18 protein-coding genes are annotated in these 21120 nt (G+C 62.6%); 9 read left to right on the top strand and 9 right to left on the bottom strand.

What is annotated here, in order from left to right; genetic code table 11:
- Positions 1-13: 13 nt before the first annotated feature.
- The 4 genes from B9A12_RS11765 to B9A12_RS11750 form a co-directional block, all read right to left on the bottom strand.
- Positions 14-859, bottom strand: a complete 846-nt coding sequence (locus tag B9A12_RS11765; RefSeq protein WP_084058106.1) for an ABC transporter permease subunit — start codon at positions 857-859, stop codon at positions 14-16.
- 71 nt (positions 860-930) lie between these two features.
- Positions 931-1875 (bottom strand): ABC transporter substrate-binding protein, encoded by a 945-nt coding sequence (locus B9A12_RS11760; RefSeq protein ID WP_170920565.1) that lies wholly within the window; start codon positions 1873-1875, stop codon positions 931-933.
- 374 nt (positions 1876-2249) lie between these two features.
- On the bottom strand, positions 2250-4421 hold the full coding sequence (katG, locus tag B9A12_RS11755; RefSeq protein WP_084058092.1) for a catalase/peroxidase HPI: 2172 nt from the start codon (positions 4419-4421) through the stop codon (positions 2250-2252).
- An 88-nt stretch (positions 4422-4509) separates the two neighbouring features.
- A complete protein-coding gene (locus B9A12_RS11750; protein ID WP_245802435.1) occupies positions 4510-4953 on the bottom strand; it encodes a Fur family transcriptional regulator in 444 nt (147 codons plus the stop codon).
- Positions 4954-5116: 163 nt separating this feature from the next.
- Here B9A12_RS11750 and B9A12_RS17015 point away from each other — a divergent pair, with 163 nt between their 5' ends.
- From B9A12_RS17015 to B9A12_RS11725, 5 genes are all read left to right on the top strand, one after another.
- Entirely contained in the window at positions 5117-5533 is a 417-nt protein-coding gene (locus tag B9A12_RS17015; protein ID WP_170920564.1) for a MarR family winged helix-turn-helix transcriptional regulator, read from the top strand.
- 104 nt (positions 5534-5637) lie between these two features.
- A complete protein-coding gene (locus tag B9A12_RS11740; protein WP_084058091.1) occupies positions 5638-6258 on the top strand; it encodes a flavodoxin family protein in 621 nt (206 codons plus the stop codon).
- Between the two features lie 18 nt (positions 6259-6276).
- A complete protein-coding gene (locus tag B9A12_RS11735) occupies positions 6277-6696 on the top strand; it encodes a PaaI family thioesterase (protein WP_084058090.1) in 420 nt (139 codons plus the stop codon).
- Positions 6697-7110: 414 nt separating this feature from the next.
- Positions 7111-9249, top strand: a complete 2139-nt coding sequence (locus tag B9A12_RS11730; protein ID WP_170920563.1) for an acetate--CoA ligase family protein — start codon at positions 7111-7113, stop codon at positions 9247-9249.
- 44 nt (positions 9250-9293) lie between these two features.
- Positions 9294-10040 carry a hypothetical protein gene (locus B9A12_RS11725; RefSeq protein ID WP_084058088.1) on the top strand — a complete coding sequence of 249 codons (747 nt, stop codon included), beginning with the start codon at positions 9294-9296 and terminating at the stop codon, positions 10038-10040.
- A 141-nt stretch (positions 10041-10181) separates the two neighbouring features.
- On the opposite strand, the gene B9A12_RS11720 is transcribed toward B9A12_RS11725, so the two are convergent.
- Genes B9A12_RS11720 through B9A12_RS11710 form a run of 3 tightly spaced genes read right to left on the bottom strand, consistent with a single transcriptional unit; the run spans position 10182 to position 16016 of the window.
- Entirely contained in the window at positions 10182-11669 is a 1488-nt protein-coding gene (locus B9A12_RS11720) for an efflux transporter outer membrane subunit (protein ID WP_212636919.1), read from the bottom strand.
- Between the two features lie 7 nt (positions 11670-11676).
- Entirely contained in the window at positions 11677-14811 is a 3135-nt protein-coding gene (locus B9A12_RS11715) for an efflux RND transporter permease subunit (RefSeq protein WP_084058086.1), read from the bottom strand.
- Between the two features lie 5 nt (positions 14812-14816).
- Entirely contained in the window at positions 14817-16016 is a 1200-nt protein-coding gene (locus tag B9A12_RS11710) for an efflux RND transporter periplasmic adaptor subunit (RefSeq protein ID WP_170920562.1), read from the bottom strand.
- A 162-nt stretch (positions 16017-16178) separates the two neighbouring features.
- On the opposite strand from B9A12_RS11710, the gene B9A12_RS11705 reads away from it, so the two are divergent.
- Positions 16179-16877, top strand: a complete 699-nt coding sequence (locus B9A12_RS11705) for a TetR/AcrR family transcriptional regulator (RefSeq protein ID WP_170920561.1) — start codon at positions 16179-16181, stop codon at positions 16875-16877.
- 571 nt (positions 16878-17448) lie between these two features.
- Here B9A12_RS11705 and B9A12_RS11700 read toward each other — a convergent pair.
- Positions 17449-17877, bottom strand: coding sequence for a universal stress protein (locus tag B9A12_RS11700; RefSeq protein WP_084058083.1), 429 nt, complete (start codon positions 17875-17877; stop codon positions 17449-17451).
- A 13-nt stretch (positions 17878-17890) separates the two neighbouring features.
- Positions 17891-18250: a DsrE family protein gene (locus B9A12_RS11695; RefSeq protein WP_084058082.1), complete on the bottom strand. Its 360-nt coding sequence runs from the start codon at positions 18248-18250 to the stop codon at positions 17891-17893.
- 573 nt (positions 18251-18823) lie between these two features.
- On the opposite strand from B9A12_RS11695, the gene B9A12_RS11690 reads away from it, so the two are divergent.
- The 3 genes from B9A12_RS11690 to B9A12_RS11680 all read left to right on the top strand — a co-directional run bounded on the left by B9A12_RS11690 (position 18824) and on the right by B9A12_RS11680 (position 21090).
- On the top strand, positions 18824-19078 hold the full coding sequence (locus tag B9A12_RS11690; protein ID WP_084058081.1) for a sulfurtransferase TusA family protein: 255 nt from the start codon (positions 18824-18826) through the stop codon (positions 19076-19078).
- Between the two features lie 13 nt (positions 19079-19091).
- Complete coding sequence (locus B9A12_RS11685; RefSeq protein ID WP_084058080.1) at positions 19092-19544, top strand: hydrogenase iron-sulfur subunit; 453 nt, start codon at positions 19092-19094, stop codon at positions 19542-19544.
- 235 nt (positions 19545-19779) lie between these two features.
- Complete coding sequence (locus B9A12_RS11680) at positions 19780-21090, top strand: CoB--CoM heterodisulfide reductase iron-sulfur subunit A family protein (protein WP_084058079.1); 1311 nt, start codon at positions 19780-19782, stop codon at positions 21088-21090.
- The last annotated feature ends 30 nt before the right edge of the window (positions 21091-21120 follow it).

Genomic DNA, 21120 nt, shown 5'->3' with positions numbered 1-21120 from the left:
AAATGAGCGGGGATCAGGAGCTACCGTCCGGGGTCTTTTCGGGGCGCACGATGCGGTCGAGCAGCATGGCCAGGACCACAATGCCCAGGCCCGACTCGAAGCCCATGCCCACGTCCACCACGGCCAGGGCCCGCATCACGGATGCCCCCAGGCCCTCCGCTCCAATGAGGGCCGCGATCACCACCATGGACAAGGCCATCATGATCGTCTGATTCACCCCCATGAGGATGGAGGGCATGGCGCTGGGAATCTCGATCTTGAGCAGCATCTGCCACCAGTTGGCCCCAAAGGCTCTCCCGGCCTCCAGCCTCTCGGTGGGAACCTGCTGGATGCCCAGACAGGTGAGGCGAATAACGGGGGGCATGGCAAAGACGACCGTTGCAAAGACCCCCGGAACCTCCCCCAGGCCGAAGAACATGAGAGCCGGGATCAGGTAGACGAAGGCCGGAATGGTTTGCATCAAGTCCAATAAGGGGCGCGTGACAAAGTAGGCGGTCCGGCTGTGCGCGTTGAGGATGCCCATGGGGATCCCCAGCGTCAAAGAAAGCAACGTGGCGGCGATAATGAGCGCCAGCGTCTGAACCATCGACTCCCACAGCCCCAGGTTGAGAAGCAAAAGAAACCCCAGGGCGCAGGCCAGGGCGACCCCCTTCGACTTTCGGATGAACCAGGCCAAAGCGGTGCACAATGCGATGAATACAAGAGGATGAAGGGCCGAAAGGCACCAGGTCAGGGCCTGGATCCCGCCTTCCAGCATGTCGGAAACGAAACGAAACTGGGCACTGAACCGGGTGGTGAGGGTGTCCACCAACCAGGCGACCCCCTCGCCCAGGGGGATCTTGGTGGTGAGCACCTCCATGATGCCGTTCATCGGGTCATCCTCTCATCGATAAGGCGCCAGCAGGGCCGTCCCGTGGTCGAGACGGATTCTCAGCGGGCCTGGCTAAAGGCTTCTCGCACGGCGCTGCGGCCACGGCGCCCGTCGGCGGCCTTCACACCGTAAACCCACTGGTCCACGATCCCCAGGTGACTCGCAATCCAGTCATGGGCCACCTTTTCGGGTTTTCCCTTCTCATAGCTGTACTTGAGGATCCACTCGTTTTGAATGTCCGGCGTGACCTTGAATTGTCGGAGAAATTGAACGACCTCGGGGCTTTCCTGGGGCAGGCCGGATCGCACCAGGGTCTTGACGACCTCTTCGTCCGTCCCCCAGATCCCCTCCGGGTCCTCCAGATACTTCATGTCGTAGACCAGGTTCATCCAGTGGGGCATCCAGCCGAGCCAAACGATCCATTCGCCCTTCTTGATGGCCGCGTTGACAGCGATCATCATGGCCTCGGCGCTGCCTTCCACGAGTTTCCATTTTCCCAGGTTGTAGGTGTTGGAAGCGATGGCATCCAGCACAATCTGATTGCCGTCGTTGCCCGGCTCGATGCCGATGATCTTGCGACCGAATTTATCCCCGAACTTTTCCAGGTCCGCGTGGGACTTCACCCCAGCGTCCCAGACATATTTGGGAACGGCCAGAGTGTAGATGGTCTCGTCCAGGTTGGTGGCCACTTCCACGATCTTTCCCTGTTTCCGATACGGACCGATCAGGCCGCTCATGGTGGGGACCCAGGCTCCCACGAAGACGTCCAGGTCCTCATTGGCCATGCTGCGCAACAGAACCGGCAAGGCGACCATCTTGAGCTTGGTGGGGTATCCCATGGCGTCCAGTATCTGGGCGGCCACCTGGGTTTTGACCGTCACACCCGGCCAATTGACGTAACCAAAGTCGATCGCGTCTCCGGCGCGGGAAGAGGGAGGAAGGGAAAAGAAGAGGATGAAGATGGCGAACAAGCACGAAATCAGCCGATGATGACGCAGCCGCATGGTCTTGCTCCTCGAGTTGTGGGTTTCGATCGGGGTTTCCAATGGCTCAACGCAACAGCAAAAGTGCGACAAGAAATGATTCGTACAGCAAGATGTCATTGGAGTCAAGGGCGAGGTCTGCGGCCAAAATGGGCGGCGTCCGTCGCGCTCTGGTGATCCCACGGGACGGGGGGATCCGCGTCGGGTGTTTCCTTGTCGGTCGGTGAAGACCGTTGGCCATCCGGATCGTGGCCGCTCGAGGCATTTGGGTGGGGACGCGAAAAGGGAGGATGGGGCCGGTGCAGGGCCGCTCCGGCATCAAGGATCCCGGGAATCCGGTGCGAAGGAACCTTCGCCCCGGATTCCCAGTGGCGTTTCGGCGCCTCACAGGCTTTTCAAACGCCCAGGCGCAAGTCGAATCGGTCCAGTTCCATCACCTTGTTCCAGGCGGCGATGAAGTCGTGGATGAACTTTTCCTGACCGTCGTCGCTGCCGTAGACCTCTGCGATGGCCCGGAGCTGGGCGTTGTGGCCGAAGATGAGGTCCACCCGGGTGGCCGTCCACTGGAGCGCGCCCGTCTTCCGGCTGCGGCCTTCGAACAGGTGGGCGTCTTCGGAGGTGGGATGCCATTCGGTTCCCATGTCCAAAAGGTTCACGAAGAAATCGTTGGTGAGAACCTGGGGGCGATGGGTGAAGACGCCGTGGGGCGACTGCTTGTAATTGGCGTTCAAGACCCGCATGCCGCCCACCAGAACCGTCATCTCCGGTGCGGTCAGGGTGAGCAGTTGGGCCTTGTCCACCAGCAGGTGTTCGGCCGGGACGCTGTAGGGCTCCTTCAGGTAGTTTCGGAACCCGTCGTAGATCGGTTCCAGCACCGCGAAAGAGTCCACATCGGTCTGTTCCTGGAGGGCGTCTGTGCGCCCGGGGGCGAAGGGAACGGTCACCTCGAAGCCCGCGTTTCGAGCCGCCTGTTCCACTGCGGCGCAGCCACCCAGGACGATGAGATCGGCCAGCGACACCTTCTTACCTCCGCTTACGCCGGCATGGAACTCCTTTTGAATGCCTTCCAGGATCCCCAACACCTTGGAAAGCTGCTCGGGCATGTTCACATCCCAGTCTCTTTGCGGGGCCAGGCGGATGCGGGCGCCGTTGGCACCGCCTCTCTTGTCGGACCCGCGGAAGGTGGCCGCCGACGACCAGGCGGTGTAGACAAGCTGGGAAATGGATAGGCCCGAGGCCAGGATCTTCGCCTTGAGGGCGGCTATGTCCGCCTCGTCCACGAGCGCATGATCCACCGCCGGGAGGGGGTCCTGCCAGATGAACTCTTGGGCGGGAACGTCCGGTCCCAGATAGCGGGAGCGGGGCCCCATGTCCCGATGGACCAGCTTGAACCAGGCGCGGGCGAAGGCGTCGGCGAATGCATCCGGGTGCTCCAGGAAGCGTCTCGAGATCTTTTCGTAGACAGGGTCGAAGCGCAGAGAAAGATCCGTGGTCAACATGGTGGGCCGATGCTTTCGGTTGGGATCGTGGGCATCGGGGACCACCTCCGGGGCGTCCTTGGCCACCCATTGCTTGGCTCCCGCCGGGCTTTCGGTCAATTCCCACTCGTAGTGAAACAGATTGTAAAAGAAATTGTTGCTCCATTGGGTGGGCGTGACGGTCCAGGTCACCTCCAGGCCACTGGTGATGGTGTCCGGTCCTTTGCCGGACCGGAAGTTGCTCTTCCAGCCCAGCCCCTGTTGCTCGATGGGGGCCGCTTCCGGTTCCGGGCCCAGGTGGGACGCCGGCCCCGCTCCATGGCATTTGCCGAAGGAGTGACCGCCTGCGATCAGGGCCACCGTCTCCTCGTCGTTCATCCCCATGCGGGCGAAGGTCTCCCGGATGTCCTTGGCCGCCGCCACCGGGTCCGGGTTGCCGCCCGGGCCTTCGGGGTTCACGTAGATGAGTCCCATCTGGACGGCCGCCAGGGGGTTTTCCAGGCCGTCCTGGGCGTCGTGGCGCTGGTCTTCCAGCCACTGGCCTTCCGTGCCCCAATAGACGCTCTCATCGGGCTCAAACCAGTCTTCGCGTCCCCCGGCGAAGCCCAGGGCCTTGAAGCCCATGGATTCCAGGGCCACATTGCCGGCCAAAATCATGAGATCGGCCCAGGAGATCTTGCGGCCGTATTTTTTCTTGATGGGCCAAAGGAGGCGCCGGGCCTTGTCCAGGTTCACGTTGTCCGGCCAGCTGTTGAGAGGAGCGAAGCGCTGCTGGGCGGACCCGGCCCCGCCGCGACCGTCTCCGATCCGGTAGGTCCCCGCGCTGTGCCAGGCCATGCGGATGAAGAGGCCGCCGTAATGGCCGAAATCGGCGGGCCACCAGTCCTGGGAGCTGCTCATGAGATCGCGCAGATCCTTTTTTACGGCCTCCAGGTCCAGGGATAGAAACTCTCGGGCATAGTTGAAGTCCTTTCCCATGGGGTTGGCTTCGGGCGCATTCTGGTGCAGGATCTTGAGATTCAGTTGGTGGGGCCACCAATCCTTGAGGGACTTGGGTCCTTTGCCGGTGGGTTTGGGTTGGGCACTCATGGAATTCCTCCTGGTTCGGTTAGACATGTGCTCCTAAAAAAGAATCATTTTCCTTATCAGGCCAAAAATTTTTGGCCCCCGCCGCCTTTCACCCCCGGCGCTGGCAGTCCGGACAGATTCCGTAGAAATCGAGGCGATGCGAAGAAATCAAGAAACCCGTTTTGCGGCTCATCTCTTGGGCCAGTCCGTGGGCTCCCTCCAGCGGTGGGTCCAGGATCTTTCCGCACTGGGTACAGATCACGTGGGGATGCGGGTAGGGCTTGAGCGCGTCGTAGCGGTTGGCGGTGTTGTGGAATCCCAGTTCCAGGACTTCGTTCATCTCCTTGAGCAGGGTCACCGTCTTGTAGACCGTGGCAAGGCTCGTGGTGGGGAAGCGCTTTCGAACCTGAGCGTAAACGGTTTCCACGCTGGGATGGGAGTCGGATTCCACGAGGATTTCCAGGACCGCCAGGCGCTGGGGGGTGATGCGGAATCTTTGGGCCTTGAGCTTTTCGACCATCTGCTGGAGCCGTGCCTGGGCCTTGGGGTCCACGGGAGGCGTCCTTGGGTTAAAGGCATTCTTTATGGAAAACGATTCTTACTTGAAGGCACCCTATCCCGCCAGGACATGCGGGTCAAGCACAAAAATAGTGTGCATGCTAATAGATGTTGTGCTAGCAAAAGGGGAAGCGGTGCCCCAAGCCAAGGATCGGGCCATGCGGTTTGAAGACTGCCTTTGCTTTCAGCTTGCTTGCCTATCCCGTTCCCTTTCCCGGACCTACCGGGATCGCATCGCTCCCCACGGCCTCACCCAGGCCCAATTTTTCATGCTGATCGCCCTCTATGAAGAAGACGGGGCGCCTCCCAGCCGCCTTTCCCAAAAGACCCGACTGGACCGGCCCACCGTGACGGGCCTTCTGGACCGATTGGAACGAGACGGCTGGGTGGAACGGCGCTCGGATCCGGCGGACCGACGATCATTGAGGGTCTTTCTCACGGCCAAGGCATGGCGGCACCAAGAGTCTCTTTGCGCCGTCTACGAAGAGGTGAACGGCCTTTTCATGGAGAAGTTCAGCCCTGAGGAATGGCAAGCTTTCCGGGCCTTTCTGGATCGCCTCCGGGACGACCATTGAAACCGGGCCGATCCCGATTCCCGAGAGGCGGGCGCCACAACGGGCGACGAAGCGCGCTTTTCATCACGTTTCCTATTCGTGTGCACGGAACAACGGAGGGGCGCATGAAGATCTTGGCCATCAATGGAAGCCATCGCAAGGGGAAGAACACAGCCGTCTTGCTTGGGCTCGTCCTGGAAGAGGCGGCCGCGGGCGGGGCCCAAACGGAGCTGGTGGAACTTGTGGACTGGCGCATCGAATACTGCCTTTCCTGCCATAGGTGCCTGCGGGAACCCCGATGCTCCATCCAGGATGACGACATGCAGGTTTTGGCGGAAAAGATGCAAGGGGCCGATGCGGTGATCATCGGATCCCCGGTCTATTTCGGTAATGTCACGGGCCGGCTGAAGGTTTTCATGGACAGAACCCGCTGGCTCCACATGCGGAAAAACCTTCTGGAGGGGAAGCTGGGGGCGGCCCTCACCCACGCGGGCCTGAGAAACGGAGGCCAGGAGCTGACCCAGATGATCCTGGAGCGCTTTCTTCTTTCCCACGGTTTTCGGATCGTGGAACCCCGGGAGCCCGGCCGTCCCATCTACAATTCGGCGATCCTGGGAACCCTCTTTGAGGGATTGGACGGGGAGCGCTTTCGCTGGCGAAAGGGTGTCCTGGAAGACGCACTGACCGTGGCCATGTGCCGGGCCTTGGGGCGCAACCTGCTCCGCGCTGGAGGACGTGACTTGTGAGCGACTGGATGGGCGAACATGGAGGTGGCGGCATTGGATCTGGAACATATCTGGCAACGGGTGGAAAAGGTTCCGGCTTTGCAATCCATCGGGGCTCGGTTGGTGGATCTAAGCCAAGGGCGTGCGTGCCTGGAGCTTCCGTTTCGTCCCGAGTTTTGTAACTCTCTCGGCATGCTTCAAGGAGGATTCGTCACCGCGGTGGCCGATGCCGCAGGAGGGCTGGCGGTGCTCACCACGGTGCCCCCCGGCTGGGTGGCGCCCACCATCGAGCTCAAGATCAATTTTCTGGAACCCATACGCGAAACGGTGCTGGCCACGGGCACGGTGCTCCGTTCCGGCGCCAGTGTGGCCACAAGCTACATCGAAGTGCACTTGGAAGACCACACCTTGGCGGCCGCCGGTATGGCCACCTTTCGATTGCTGCGCCCCAAGGCGTGATGTGCCGGGCTGGACCTTCCCATGAGCCGCGTCCTTCCGTCAAGGTATGGCTTCTCGGGCAGGGAGTGTGAACTCTGCCGTGGATTCCCTGTTCCATCCCAAGGCGCTTGTTGTTGGGGGCGTGGCCACATCTCCAGGACCATCTGGGCCCACACATCGTCAAAAACCGTGTGAATGACCGATAGAGGGGAAATCCCATGCCGTGGGGCCTTCAAGCCACCAGGTGGAAGGATCGCCGATTGGCCCGTCGGCTGCGGATCTTCCGGTAACGCCGCATGCGGCCGTCGTTTTCACATCCGCCGGGTGGTTCCGGACATCGCGGTGCGGTGCAAAGGGCGTTCGTTGGGTCGTCATCCAGGCGGGTTTTGCCCCAAGATCCTATTGGGTGCATGCTCCGAGACCAGGAGGGACAGGATGCAAAAGAACAACGGCGAAGGTCTTGATGCTTTTTTTGCCATGTTTTCCCCGAGATCGGTGGCGGTGGTGGGGGCTTCCACCCACGGCGGCAAGGTGGGAAACTTTGTGCTCCGTTCGGCCTTGGCTTCCCGCGTGGACAAGGTCTACCCGGTCCATGCGGGAGGAGCGCAGGAGATTCTGGGCCGGACGGCCTATCCGTCCATCGAGGCCATCCCGGACGATGCCGTGGATCTCTTTCTTTTCGCCGTTCCCCAGCAGCACGTCCTGAAGACCTTTCAAGCGGCCGTGGCCAAGGGATGCCGGGGAGTCGTCATCTTTACGGCCGGATTCCGGGAAGCGGGGGAGGAGGGACGCCGCGATCAGCAGAGGCTCAGGGCCATGGCCGACGAGGCGGGGGTGAAAATCATCGGGCCCAACACCCTGGGGTTTTTCAGGGCCCAGAGCCGCATGAACGCCACATTCATGCCCGTCTTGTCGGATCTATTCACGGAACCCGGGGCCATCACGCTGGTCAGCCAAAGCGGAGGGGTGGCGGGCTTCGGTGCCATCCGGTTTGTTCAAGATGATCTCCCCCTGGGCACCCTGGTGTGTCTGGGCAACCGGGCCAACGTGGAATTTGCCGACATCCTCAATTTCTGCGCCCAGGATCCCCACACGGCCGTGGTGGCCCTTTTCATCGAGGGGCTGGACGATGTGCGGTGTTTCTTTGATGCCGCCAGACGGTGTGCGGCCGTCAAACCGGTGGTGGTTCTGGGAGCGGGGTACACGGAGGCAGGTCGCAAGGTGGCCCGCTCCCACACGGGGAGCATGGCCGGGGCCCAGGCGGTTTATGAAGCCGCCTTCCGCCAGGCGGGCCTGGTGCAGGTGCGTACCATTGAAGAACTGGTGGATACGGCCAGGGTCCTGTCCCTCAGCCCTCCACCTCGGGGCAACCGGGTGGGCGTGATCACCCACACGGCCGGGCCCGCCGTCCTGGCCTCGGACATCCTGGCCCGAAGCGGCCTGGTCCTGGCGGATCTCAGTGAGGCCACCAAGGAGGCGTTGGTTTCCAAGGGGGTTCTGGCGTCCTTCATGCCGCCGAACAATCCGGTGGACCTCACCACCTTCGGGTACCTGGATCGCTGCCTTTATGTGGATGTGTTGGATCTTCTGGCAGAGGATCCCGGGGTGGATGCGGCGCTGGCCGTGTGCATGTCGGGCCTGGGAGACCCCAACGTGGATGCCTTTCCAACGGAGAGATTCGGCCAGGTGGCGGCGCGGTCCGGAAAGCCCGCCGTGGTGGCCTGGGGAGCGCCCGCCGATGCCCATGAGGAATTCGGCGCCTGGATGCGGGCCGGGGTAGCGGCCTATCCCACGGCGGAACGGGCCGCCGTGGCTCTGGCCAACCTCTATCGGGTGTCTCGGCTCCAAGAGCGCCCGAAAGATCCCGCGCCTCCGCCCCACTTTCCGCAGGAGCTTTCGGATCTGGTGGAGAACCTTCGAGCCTCGGGCCAGGCACACCTTTTGGAGCACCAGGCGAAGCGCATCCTGGAAGGGGCCGGCATCCGAACCGCCCCCACCGTTTTGGCTACCGGCGAGGACGCGGCGGTTTTTGCCGCCCGTGAGATTGGTTATCCGGTGGCGCTGAAAATCGCTTCGGAAGACATTGTCCACAAAAGCGACGTGGGTGGCGTGGCGCTTCACATTCCGGATGAGGAGGCGCTTCGCCGGGCCTACCGGCGCATGATGGAAACCGTGGCCCGCCAGGCGCCCCATGCCCGGGTGGAAGGGGTGTGCGTGCAGCCCATGGTGCCGGCGGGAACGGAGGTCATCGTGGGCGGGATCCGGGATCCCCAGGCCGGCCCGGTGGTCATGTTCGGCCTGGGCGGTATCTGGGTGGAAGCCCTCAAGGATGTGGCGTTTCGCTTGGCTCCCGCCACCGAAGCGGACGCTCGGGAGATGATGGAGCAGATCCAGGGGGCGGCCGTCTTGGACGGCCTCCGGGGCTCACCCCCGGTGAATAAAGATGCGCTCGCGCGCCTCATCGTCACCGTCTCTCATCTCATGGACCGTTTTTCCATCGGGGAGCTGGACTGCAACCCGGTCATCTGCCACGACGACACCTACACGGTGGTGGACGCCCGCATGAGCTGGTGACGGGGCCACCGATCGAGGATCCCAAGCCAAAGAAAGGAGGGCTCATGGGCATTTCCATGGAAGAGAGTCGTCCTTACCGAAAGATGGGGACCACCTGCCGGATGCGTCCCGTGACCGAAAAAAAGATCATCTGGCCCAGGCAGGACCCCGTTTTGTTGGAAGAGGGGAAATACCGCGTTGGGCTTCTGCGCCGGGACCTCATCGAAGCCGCCGCACGGCTCTGGCGTCTGGGATACCCGGAGCTCTACGGATCCCCCCATGAATTCTTACTGGATCCGGACCAGTACGAACGGTGGGTGGCCCTGTGGGACCGGTGGGAAGAGGATGGGCGTTCCAAGGTCTATTGCATGGTGGTGCTGGAAGAGGTGGAAACCGGCCAGGTTTTGTCCAGCTCGGTGCTCACCAAGTTCGAACGAAATCTTCAGGTGGAGTTTTCCTTTGTGGCCACGCTCCCCGGCTTTCGTCAAAGGAGGCTCACGGACGAGGTCCGCCGATTCGCGCGAAAGATTGCCGCGGGCACCGGGGCGGAATATTTCACCACCTTCTGCGAAACCTGGCATGACATCACCCAGCGGTGGTGCCTCAAGGGAGGCTGGAAGATCGCAGGGATCTTTCCCGGAAACTTTGTGCGCTGGAACGGCGACAACGAAGAATACCGGGGCTGCACGGTCCACTTCTATCGCTTCGCCCGGGGGGCGGAAGATTACGTCACCCGCCCGGAAGAATGGCACCTGGCACCCGAGGTGCAAAGGGTCTGGGAAGTCCTTGCCCAGGTCAACGAAGGCTCGTGAGCCGGGCCGCGCCTGACGATCAAGCGCGAAGCCTGGATCCATCTAGGTGGGGAGGATGGTCGGAAACGTTTGGAAAACCGCCCGGCGGGGCCCCGCGGGAACGAAGGCAAGGGAGATTTCCCGGCCTGTGGAGCCGGTGTGTTATTTTCGGACAGCCTCTTCGCCGCTCGGGGCCGGTTCCGGCGTCCATCCTCCGCCCAGGGCCTTGTAGAGCCGGATGAGGTTGGTGATCGCCGCCCCGCGACTCTGGGCCATCTCGTCCTGAAAGGACTGGAGCGTGCGCTGGGTGTCCAGCACATCGGTAAAATCCACGAGTCCCGCCTGGTAGCGGTCCCGGGCGGCCGCTTCCGCTTTTCGGGCCGCTTCCACCGCTTTTTCCAGGCGTTCCAGCCGTTGCTCTTCCTTGGCGTAGGTGGTCAGGGCGTTTTCCACCTCCTCCAGGGCCTTCAGCACCGTGGCCTCGTAGTTCAAAAGGGCCTGTTCCTGCTGCGCGTTGCGAACCTGGATGGTCTTTCGGATGGCTCCCGCGTCGAAGATCTTCCAGGCCGCGGCCGGCCCCACGCTCCAGAATCGGCTGGCCCATTCCAGCAGGTTCCCGCTCAAAAGAGATTCCAGGCCGATGGTTCCCACCAGCCGAAGCTTGGGATAAAGATCCGCGGTCGCTTCCCCGACCCGGGCCGTGGCCGCAGCCAGTTCCCGTTCTGCGCGGCGCACGTCGGGGCGGCGTCGGAGGGCTTCGGCGGGGATTCCCACGGCCAGCGAGGGAGGCGCCGCCGGGATGGGCGCGCGTTGTGACAGAAGGGAATCCAGTTTGCCCGGGGCTTTTCCCAGGAGCACGGCCAGTCGGTTCTTGGAGGCTTGGAGGCCCGCTTGCAACGTGGGCACCTGAGAGCGGGTGTGTTCCAGGTTGTAGAGCGACTGCTGGAGAGGCAGCTCATCGATCAGACCGGCCTGGAACCGGGAAAGATTCAGCTCATAGGTGGCTTTTTGAATCCCAATGTTGGTCCGCGCCAGGGCCAATCGTTCCTGGTAGGTTCGCAGCTCCACGTAGTTTCGGGCCACCTCGGCGGCCAGGCTCGCCTGCACCTCGTTGCGAAAGGCCTGTGCCGCCTCCCAATCCGCCTGGGCCGCTTCCAGGGCTCGTCGGTTGCCTCCGAAAAGATCCAGTTCCCAGCCGGCGTCGAATCCCGCCTGATAAAAGTCCGTTTCCACCCCGCTTCCGGCGGTGCCGTTTTGGCTGGTGCGCTGTCGAAGGGCCGTTGCGGACCCATCCACGGAAGGAAAGAGGGACGCCCGCTGGATCCCGCGAAGGGCTCTGGCTTCCCGAATCCTCGCCTCAGCGCTCTTGAGATCCAGGTTGCCGCTCAGGGCCTCCTGCACCAGGCGGGTCAGCACCGGATCGCCCAGGGTGTCCCACCACCGGGCCAGGCTTTGGGGGGGCGGGGGGCTCTCGTTCCAGCGATCCCCGCCGTCGGCCTGCCAGGTGGGAGGCGCCTTCATGGCGGGAGGACTGTAGTCGGGGCCCACCGTGGCACAACCCACCAGGACGACCGCCACGAGCAGCAGGGCCGCCGTGTGGGCCATTGGGCGTCGGTTCCCATCGTGTTTCCAGGGCCTTTGCATCGTCATGGATCCTTTAACCTTTGCTTCCTTGCTCCTTGCTCCGCCGCCACGCATGGCCTTTCTCCCGTACCGTCTGGAAGGCGTAAAAGAGGAAAGGAATGAGGAAGATGCCGAGTACCGTGCAGACCAGCATGCCGGAAAAGACCGTGGTGCCGATGGCCCGGCGGCTTCCCGCCCCGGCGCCCGTGGCGATCACCATGGGCGCCACACCCAGGATGAAGGTGAAGGCGGTCATGAGCACGGGCCGGAACCGCAGGGCGGCCGCCGTCAAGGCGGCTTCCTGGACGGATTGGCCTTGCTGGCGGCTGTCCCGGGCGAATTCCACGATCAGGATGGCGTTTTTGGCGGCCAGGCCCACCAGGAGCACCAAGCCGATCTGGGCGTAGATGCTCAGCGACATGCCCAGAAGAGCCAGGCCGGCCAGGGCGCCCAAGGCCGCCACGGGGATGTAGAAGATGATGGCCAGCGGGATGTTCCAGCTTTCATACTGGCCCACCAGGAAGAGATAGCCGAAGACAACGGCCAGGGCAAAGAGCCAGACCACCTGCCCGGAGGCCTGCTTTTCCTGGTAGGAAGCGGACGACCATTGAAAACCGTAGCCGGGCGGAAGCACCTTGGCCGCCACCTGCTCCATGGCGTCCATGGCCTGCCCGGAGGAGTAGCCTGGAGCCGCCTGACCGTTGAAGTCCGCGCTGGGAAACAGGTTGTATCGCGTGACCAGCTGGGGGCTGAGGGTCGTGGACAGGGTCGCCAGGCTGCTCAAGGGGATCATCCGGCCCGTGTCGCTTCGCACATAGAGACGCTGGATATCCGAAATGTCGTCCCGGAAGGACGATTCCGCCTGGACCTTCACCTGGTAGGTTCGGTCGAACAGGTTGAAGTCGTTGACGTAGCTGGACCCCAGTTGGGCCTGGAGCGTGGAGAAGATGCGGCTCACGGGCACCTTCAGGTACTCGGCGCGGGTCCGGTCCACGTTGAGGAAAATCTGGGGCGTGTTGGCCGTGTAGGTGGTGAAGACCCGGGAGAGCACAGGGTTCTGGTTGGCGGCCATCATGAGCGACATGGCCACGCCGAAGAGCTCCTGAGGGCTTTGGCCCTCCCTGGCCAGAAGGCGGAAATCGAAGCCCCCGCTACGGCCCAGGCCGAAGATGGGCGGTGGGGCGAAGGCAAAGGAATTGGCTTCGGGAATCGCGGCCAGGATCCCCTGGGTGCGCCTTACGATGGCGTCCACATGCAGACCGGCGCCCTGCCTCTCGTCCCAGGGCTTGAGGATGGCGACGCCGAGTCCCACATTGGCCGCTTGACCGCTCAGCAGACTGAACCCGCTCACCCCGATCACGTCCTTGACCCCGGCGAGGGATTTTATTTCCGCCGTGATCCGTTCCATGACGGCGCTGGTGCGCGCCAGGGAGGCGCCTTCCGGAAGCTGGGTGTTGACGAAGAAATAGCCCTGATCTTCGTTGGGCAGGAAGCTGGTGGGGCGGGTCTTGAAAAGCAATCCGGTGCCCGCCAGAACGGCGGCCAGGAGCACAAGCCCCAGTAAGGCCTTGCGGATGAGCAGGCCGGATCCGGCCACGTAGCCCCGGCGGGCCACGGCCAAGGCCCGGTTGAACCAGGCGAAGGGGCCCCGGCGCGGGGCCCGGTAGGGCCGAAGCAGGGTGGCGCACAGGGCCGGGCTCAGGGTGAGGGCGCACAGGGTGGAAATGAGCACCGAGGTGCAGATGGTCACGGCGAATTGCTTGTAGAGCTGGCCCGAAATGCCCGGCATGAAGGCCACCGGCACGAAGATGGCGAGAAGCACCAGGGTGGTGGCGATGATGGGGCCCGTCACCTGTTCCATGCTCCGGATAGTGGCCTCCTTGGGGACCAGGCCCTCCTCCGCCATGACGCGGTAGACGTTTTCCACCACCACGATGGAGTCGTCCACCACCAGCCCGATGGCCATGATGAGGGCGAAGAGCGAGATGGTGTTGGCGCTGTAGCCCAGGGCCAGGAGAACGGCGAAGGTGCCGATGAGCGAAACCGGGATGGTGGCCGTGGGAACCAGCGTGGCCCGCCAGTCCTGCAGAAAGATGTAGTTGACCAGCAGGACGAGGCAGAAGGTGAGCACCAGGGTGAAGCGGATTTCCCGAATGGCGGCGGACACATAACGGGTGGTGTCCAGGATGATCTGGTAGTCCAGATCTTCGGGCATCTCCCGGGCGATCTTTTCCAGCTCGGCCCGCACGGCTTTCATGGTGTCCAGGGAATTGGCCCCCGTGGCGCGATAGACCGCTATGCTGGCGGCGGGGCGACCGTTCAGGATGGACTGGGTGGAGTAGTCCCGGGCCGCCAGTTCCACCCGGGCCACGTCCCGCAGGCGCACCAGGCCGCCCTGATCGTTGCTTCGGATCACAATGTTTCCAAACTCGTCAGGGGATTGCAGGCGCCCCCGGGCTCGGACGGTGAACTGGAGCTGCTGGTCGGCCCGAACGGGCTCCCGCCCGATGGATCCCACGGCCGCCTGGATGTTCTGGCGTCGCACGGCACCGATCACGTCGTCGGCCGTGATCCCCAGGGCGGTCATGCGGTCCGGGTTGAGCCAGATGCGCAGGCTGTATTCCTTTTCCCCGAAGATGAACACATCGCTCACGCCGGGAAGGCGCACCAGGGCATCCTGCACATACCGGCTCACGTAGTTGCTGAGATAGAGCATGTCCCGGGATCCCTTGGGGGAGTAAAAGCTCACCACGGCCATGATGTCCGAGGACCGGCGCCGCACGGTGATGCCCTGGTCCACCACTTCCTGCGGCAGTTTGGCGGTGGCCAGCTGCACCCGGTTTTGCAAATTCACCTGGTCGATATCCGGGTCGGTGCCCACGGCGAAGGTCACCGAAAGCTGATAGACGCCGCTGTCGGAACAGGTGGAGGACATGTAGAGCATGTTTTCCACCCCGTTCACTTCCTTTTCGATGGGCGCGGCCACGGTGTCTGCCAGCACCTGGGCGCTGGCTCCCGGGTAGACGGCTTGGACAAAGATTTGGGGCGGGGTGATTTGGGGATACTGGGCCACCGGGATGTTGAAAAGGGCGATGAGCCCGCCCAGGGTGATGACGATGGAAACCACCGCCGCCAGGCGTGGGCGCTCGATGAAGATGCGCGAAAACATGGCCGTTACCTCCCTTTGCCCTGCACGACTCGGGGCACAACGGTCATTCCCGGACGCACCTTCTGGATGCCCTGAACAATCACTCTTTCGCCCGGTTTCAGCCCGGATTCCACGGCCCATTGCGTTTCCAGCGCAGGCCCCAGCCTGACAGGGCGGGCCGCCACCTGGTTCTTGTCATCCACCACCAGCACGTAACGGCCCTGCGAGTTGACGAGCACCGCCGCCTGAGGCACCACCGGCATGAGGCGGGAGGAACGGTTTTTGACCAGCACCGTCACGTACTGGCCGGGGATCAGTCGGCCTTCCGGGTTGGGGAAGCGGGCGCGGACGGCGAGGGTGGCCGTGGTCGCATCCACCTGGTTGTCCACGAAGTCCACGCGACCGGTGTGGGGGTAGGTGCTCCCATCGCCGAGGCGCAGCCTGGGGGTCAGAAGCCGTCCTTCCGGTTCGGACGCGGCGTCCCGCAAGGCCGCCTGGATGGCCGATGCATCGTTTTCACTGACCGAATAGACCACCCGAATGGGATCCATCTGCACCACGGTGGCCAGAGTCCCTGAAGAGGGCCCCACCAGGTTGCCGCGGGTGAAGGCGGTGCGCCCGATGCGTCCCCCGATGGGCGCTCGAATCACCGTGTAGGCCAGGTTGATCCGGTCGATGGCCAGTTGCGCCTTGGCCGCTTCCAGATTGGCGCGTGCTTCCATGACCTGTGTGAGCGCGGTGTCCATGTCCGTGGCCGGCACACTTGCCGGTCGGGCCGCCTGAAGCCGCTTGAGATAGCGCTGGGCCCGTTCCAGCACCGCACGAGCCTGGGCCACCTGGGCCTTGCTGGCCGCAACCCGCGCTTGGTACAGGTCCTGCTCGATCACATAGAGAACGTCTCCCTCCTGGATCGCAGCGCCTTCTTGAAAGCGCACTTCCTGTAAAAACCCTTCCACCCGGGCCTTCAGATCCACCGTCTGGATGGCTTCCACGTGCCCCACGTATTCCGCGGGCGGATTCACGTCCCGTTCCACCACTGGAACCACCCCCACCGGGAGCGGTTGGCCTCCGCCGTGGGCGGGGGGAGCGGCCGGGACCGAAAGGGCCTGGCCCAGGAGAACCCAAAGCCCCATGGCCAGAAAGGCGACCCATGGTTGAAAGGCGCCACCCCGGCGCCCTTCCGTGTTGCCGGTGGGCTGAAGGAAAGAACCCATGCGTTTCTTCATGGAAAATCTCCCTTTGCGGCTGGGCGTGTCCATTGGCAGATGCGCCTTGACAACCTTAAATGCCTGTTTCAAATTCTCATTGGGTTTGGTCTCTACGGCACTTTATTTAGATTGTCAAATGAAATGTGGGGCCGGCGCGGCCGTTCCCGGGAGGAACCCTCTGTGAAACCAAGGCGCGATGGGATGCAGACCCGCCGGCGACTGCTGGAGGCCGCCTGCCGGGTCTTTGCCGAAAAGGGTTTCCACGCAGCCCGGGTGGCGGACATCTGCCGCCGGGCCCGGACCAACGTGGCGGCGGTCAATTACCACTTCGGCGGCAAGGCCGCTCTCTACGTGGAGGCCTGGAGGCACGCCTTTTCGCTGGCCAAGCCCTCGGTGGCCCAGATCCCCGAGGATTGGCCGCCCGAAAAGAGACTGCGGGCCTTTGTGGAAGACCTGCTCAGGAATCTACTGGATACCGAGGCCAATCGTCCCTTTTCCCGCCTTTATCTCATGGAGCTCATTCACCCCACGGGGCTTGTGACCCACCTCTGGCGTGAGCTCATCGAACCGCGCCGCCGGGTGCTTTTGCGGATCCTGGCGGACCTGCTGCACACCGACCCGGACGATCCTCGGGTCCTGTTGTGCGATCTGAGTGTCATCGGCCAGTGCCGAGCCCCCTATCTGATGCAGACCGCCGATCTGGAGTATTTGTTGCGATCCCCGCTTTCACCCCACATGGTGCGGCGCCTGGTGGACCACATCACCCGCTTTTCCCTGGCCGGCATCCGCGGCATGGCGGCCGAAACAGCGCAGGAACGAAGCCCTGGCGGATTGTCCCGCCCACCGAGCACCGGCCCATTCAGTGGGCAGGATCCCTGACGGAAAGGGGGGACCAAACTGCACTGAAAGAACCTTGTCCCCGAAAGCCAACCCCGGCGTGTGGAGCACGTTGCCATAAAACGAAACCAGCGTGTCGCTACGGCTGCCAGGGAAGATGGCCCAGGCGGCACCCCCTTGTCCACGCCACCGGCGTGGGCGGTTCACAAGGAGGCTATCCGAAAAGGCCATCCGAAAACACCGGGGGGTGCGCATTCTTTTGGCCGCGCAGGTCTTTTATGGAAAGGAAGGGCGTTCTCGGACAGGCTCTTAAGCGGCATGCGTGGCGGTTTGGGACGGCGGAAGGTGTGGAAAACCGAGGGGTGGTCAAAGGGGCTGTCGGGTCCGGGCAGGTGGTTCGCCGCGTGGGGCGCTTCCTCGAACCTGCGCCCGCCCGGGCCCAAGATCAGGAGCACAAGACGTCCAAACGGATCACCCGGGATCTTAACCTCCGGCGCACAAGAGGCGGGAAAGGCGCTCAAGACGATCCCGGTTCCGGCGATAGCCGTTTTGAGGATGGTTCCACGATTGGCGGAGGTCCATTCCGCTCTCCCTCGCTTCGTCCAACGCCCCCTCAGGGGCGGGGGCAGGGTATCAGCAGCACCATGCAGGGCGCCATCTGCACGATGGTCATTCCCACCATGCCAAGCCTGGAGATGCCGGGGCGGTTACTCACCTGGTGGCAGCCGATCACCACCAGGTCCGCCTCCATGTCCAGCGCCAGCTTGCAGATCTCCACCGACGGGTCGGCTTCCCAACAATTGAACGCGTACCGTGGATAGCCCCCCAGGAATTTCTTGTATTCCTGGTTGAAGCGCTCCTCCGCTTCCCGGGTCATGGCCGCGATGCGCTCATCGGGCGTCGCCGGGTGCAGGAGCCTGTAGTCGAGGGCGTGAAAGATGTGCAGGCGGGCCCCGTGAATCTTGGCCAGCTCGGCCGCCTGCGTGAGGGCCCGGGCGCCCGCCGGGGAAAACTTGAAGGCCACAAGGATTCGCTGAAACATGCCCCCAAACCTTTTAGAAGGTGAGCACCTTGTATTCCGGATCCCCCATCATCTTGACCAGCACCGGGGCGGGGGAGATGATCGCGCCATCCACCAGGTCGTCCGGTGACACCAGGCGCTTGTCCGCGCAGGCCTTGCACACGTGAATGGGCGTCTTTTGCCGGATCAGGGTGTCCAGAAGGTCCTTCATGTGTTCACCCGTGGAAGAGCGAATCCCTTCCGCCATGCCGATCTGAGCCCAATGGATGGCGTCGTCGATCAAGAAGATCTCCACGTGGTGTCCTTCTTCCGCCGCGATGCTGGCGAACTGCATGGCACGGGTGGCACTGCCCGAACGCTCGAATCCAATGGAAATAACAAAACAAAGCTTCATGATGGGGCTCCTTTCTTCATCCTAACGGTTCACTGGACTTGATTCCCGGATCCTTTCCGGCCCGTGATGTCCCGACTTTCCAGACGGGCACACCCAACGAACAAGAGCAAAATCCCTGCCAACCATACCCGGATACCGTCTCCCGCTTTTTTGCGCTCCAGGGAGGAAACGGCGCCCCGTCGGGGGGCGGCCCCTGTTTCCAGAAAGTGTTCAAAATGCGTTAAAGCAATTAACAGCTGTTATTAAGTGGACAGGTGTTCTTGGGCCCCGAGACAGGTCTTGGCGCTTGCTCTTTCCCGTGAGGGTCCATCACGTACGGTCGCAACAATGCAAGGAAAAAGCACCTTTCCAAGAGGCGCGGAGCCCCGCGGGCCCCTGCGCTCGGCCGGCTCGCGGGTAAAAAAGAGGCCTGGGGGTATTCTGTTAAAATTCCTGTAACTCCCAGGTGTTAAGCGTTTCATGCAAAAACGTGGCATGAGCTTTGCCTCCCCCGGGGGCGGTGTTCGAAAGATCCACCTGCTGCGTGGGTCGGTTCTCAGACGAAAGCAAGGAAGACAAGAAAGGAGTCGCATCATGACCGCTATGGATCTCAATTCCCTTCAGGCAGCCAGTGTAGTGGATGCACGCGGGAGCGCGTGTCCGGGTCCCCTTTTGGAAGCCAAAAAGGCCATCGGCAAGGTGAAGGTGGGCGAAGTGTTGGAGATCCTTTCCAACGATCCCGGCACCAAGAACGACATCCCGGTGTGGGCCAAAAAGGTGGGCCACGAGTACCTGGGCCACCTGGAGGCCGATGGATATGAACGGATTTTCGTCATGCGCAAAAAATAAGGGGACAAACGCCATGGGAGCACCCGCAGGCGAAGGCAAGATCCTTATTTTGGCGACCGAAAGCTGTGCCTACCCGGGGGCTGATGCCGTCGGGCAGGCACACATCACCTATCCGGCCAATACGTACATCCTGAAGGTCAAGGCGCCGGTGCTCTTCCCGGAAGAATTCTATTTGCGCTGTTTCGACAAGGGTATTTCCGGGATCATCGTCATGAGTTGCGGTGTGGAATGTCCCTACGAGGGCGCCTACGAGGCGTTGGCCAAGCGGATCGATCGTGTCTACCAGCTCATGAAACAGCGGGGGCTCGACATCCGCAGGCTCCGCCTCACCTCCATCTGTACCGTGTGCACGCGGGCGTTTGTCAATGAGGTCAAGCAGATGCAGGAAGTCATCCGGGAGCTGGGGCCTCCGGGCAGTGAAACAAAGACCTCCGAGGAAGCGGCGGCCGCGGCCGAAAGCGCCTAGGAGGGCGCCTGACAATGTCCTTTCAGTCTTTCGGGAAGTTTCTAACTAGTGGAAATTCCGCTGTGCCCTGCGGCTCTTTTTGAGCCTTGTAGGGGCGTGTTCGGAACCCGCCCCTACCGCTTAAAGCCCAGGCTGGCAGCACGGGTCCGCAGGGAGCAAACCTGGACGTTTGCGGACAAGCGCCCAGGCACCGAATCGGCCAATGCACGTGGACACGCGGGAATGGAGGAAGTTCATGGGAATCAATCAAACCCTTTCCTACGACGCGCTGGTGGTGGGGGGGGGCATTGCGGGACTACAGGCTGCGTTGGACCTGGCCGACCAGGATTACTCCGTCGCGGTGGTGGAAAGGGATGCGTCCATCGGCGGGACCATGATCCGGCTTTCCAAGGTGTTTCCCACGCTGGACTGCGCCAGTTGTATCACCACGCCCAAGATGGCGGCGGCGGCCCATCACCCCAAGATCACGATCCTCACCTACTGTGAGCTGGAAAGCATGGAAAAGGACGGGCAGGGGCGTGTGCGGGCCGTGGTCCGCAAGAAACCCCGGTACGTGGACGAGGACAAGTGCATTGGCTGCCGCCAGTGCGAATACCATTGTCCTGTGTACGTGCCCGATCCCGACCAGGGAAACTTCGCCGCCCGGAAGGCCATTTGCGTCCCTTTTTCCAACGCCGTTCCGCAAATTGCGGTGATGGATCCGGACCATTGCATGTTGTGCGGCACCTGCGCCAAGGTCTGCCCTACGGGGGCCGTGGTTTACGACCAAAAGCCGGAAACCTTGATCATCGAGGCCCTCACGGCGGTGGTGGCCACGGGCTTTTCCGTGACGCCTCTTGAAGACAAGGCGCAATACGGATCGGGCACCATCCCCAATGTGATCACCGGGCTGCAGATGGAGCGGCTCCTGGCGCCCCATGGTCCTTACAACCGGGTCTTGCGGCCTTCCGACGGCATGGAACCCGATTCCATCGCCTTCGTCCAGTGCGCTGGATCCCGGGACAAGAGCATGGGGATCCCCTATTGCTCGCGCATTTGCTGCATGTATGCCATCAAGCAGGCCATGTTGCTTTCCGGGGCCCTGCCGCTTGCGGATATCACGATCTACTACATGGACATACGCGCTTTCGGGAAAGGCTACGAGCAGTTTTTCCAAAACGCCCAGGCCATGGGTATCCAGTTCGTGAAGGCCAAGGTGGCCCTGATCGAACCGGGGGAAGACGGGTCCGTGACAGTCCGTTATGAAGACCAGATGAGCGGCGGAACGACCCAGGTGTCCCACGATCTGGTGGTTTTGTCCTCGGGAAAGGTGCCGGGCTGGAACCCGCAGGGACGCTGTCCCCTGACGGTGGGGCCGGACGGCTTCATCAGCGGTCCCGAGCCCAAGCTGGCTCCCACCCGCACGGTGGAAGAGGGAATTTTTGCAGCAGGTGCCGCCGTGGGGTTGAAGGACATTGTGGACAGCATTGCGGAAGCGAGCGCTGCGGCCATGCATGCGGCCAACTACCTGGAATCGCGGAAGAAGGGCCTGGGGGCTGTGGCTTAAGGCTTTCGAAAAGGAAAATCCCCCGGTGGC

It is taken from the genome of Desulfacinum hydrothermale DSM 13146, from assembly GCF_900176285.1.
GTDB lineage: Bacteria > Desulfobacterota > Syntrophobacteria > Syntrophobacterales > DSM-9756 > Desulfacinum > Desulfacinum hydrothermale.
The sequence above is the reverse complement of the archived record's forward strand: the minus strand, read 5'-3'. Positions and strand labels throughout refer to the sequence as shown.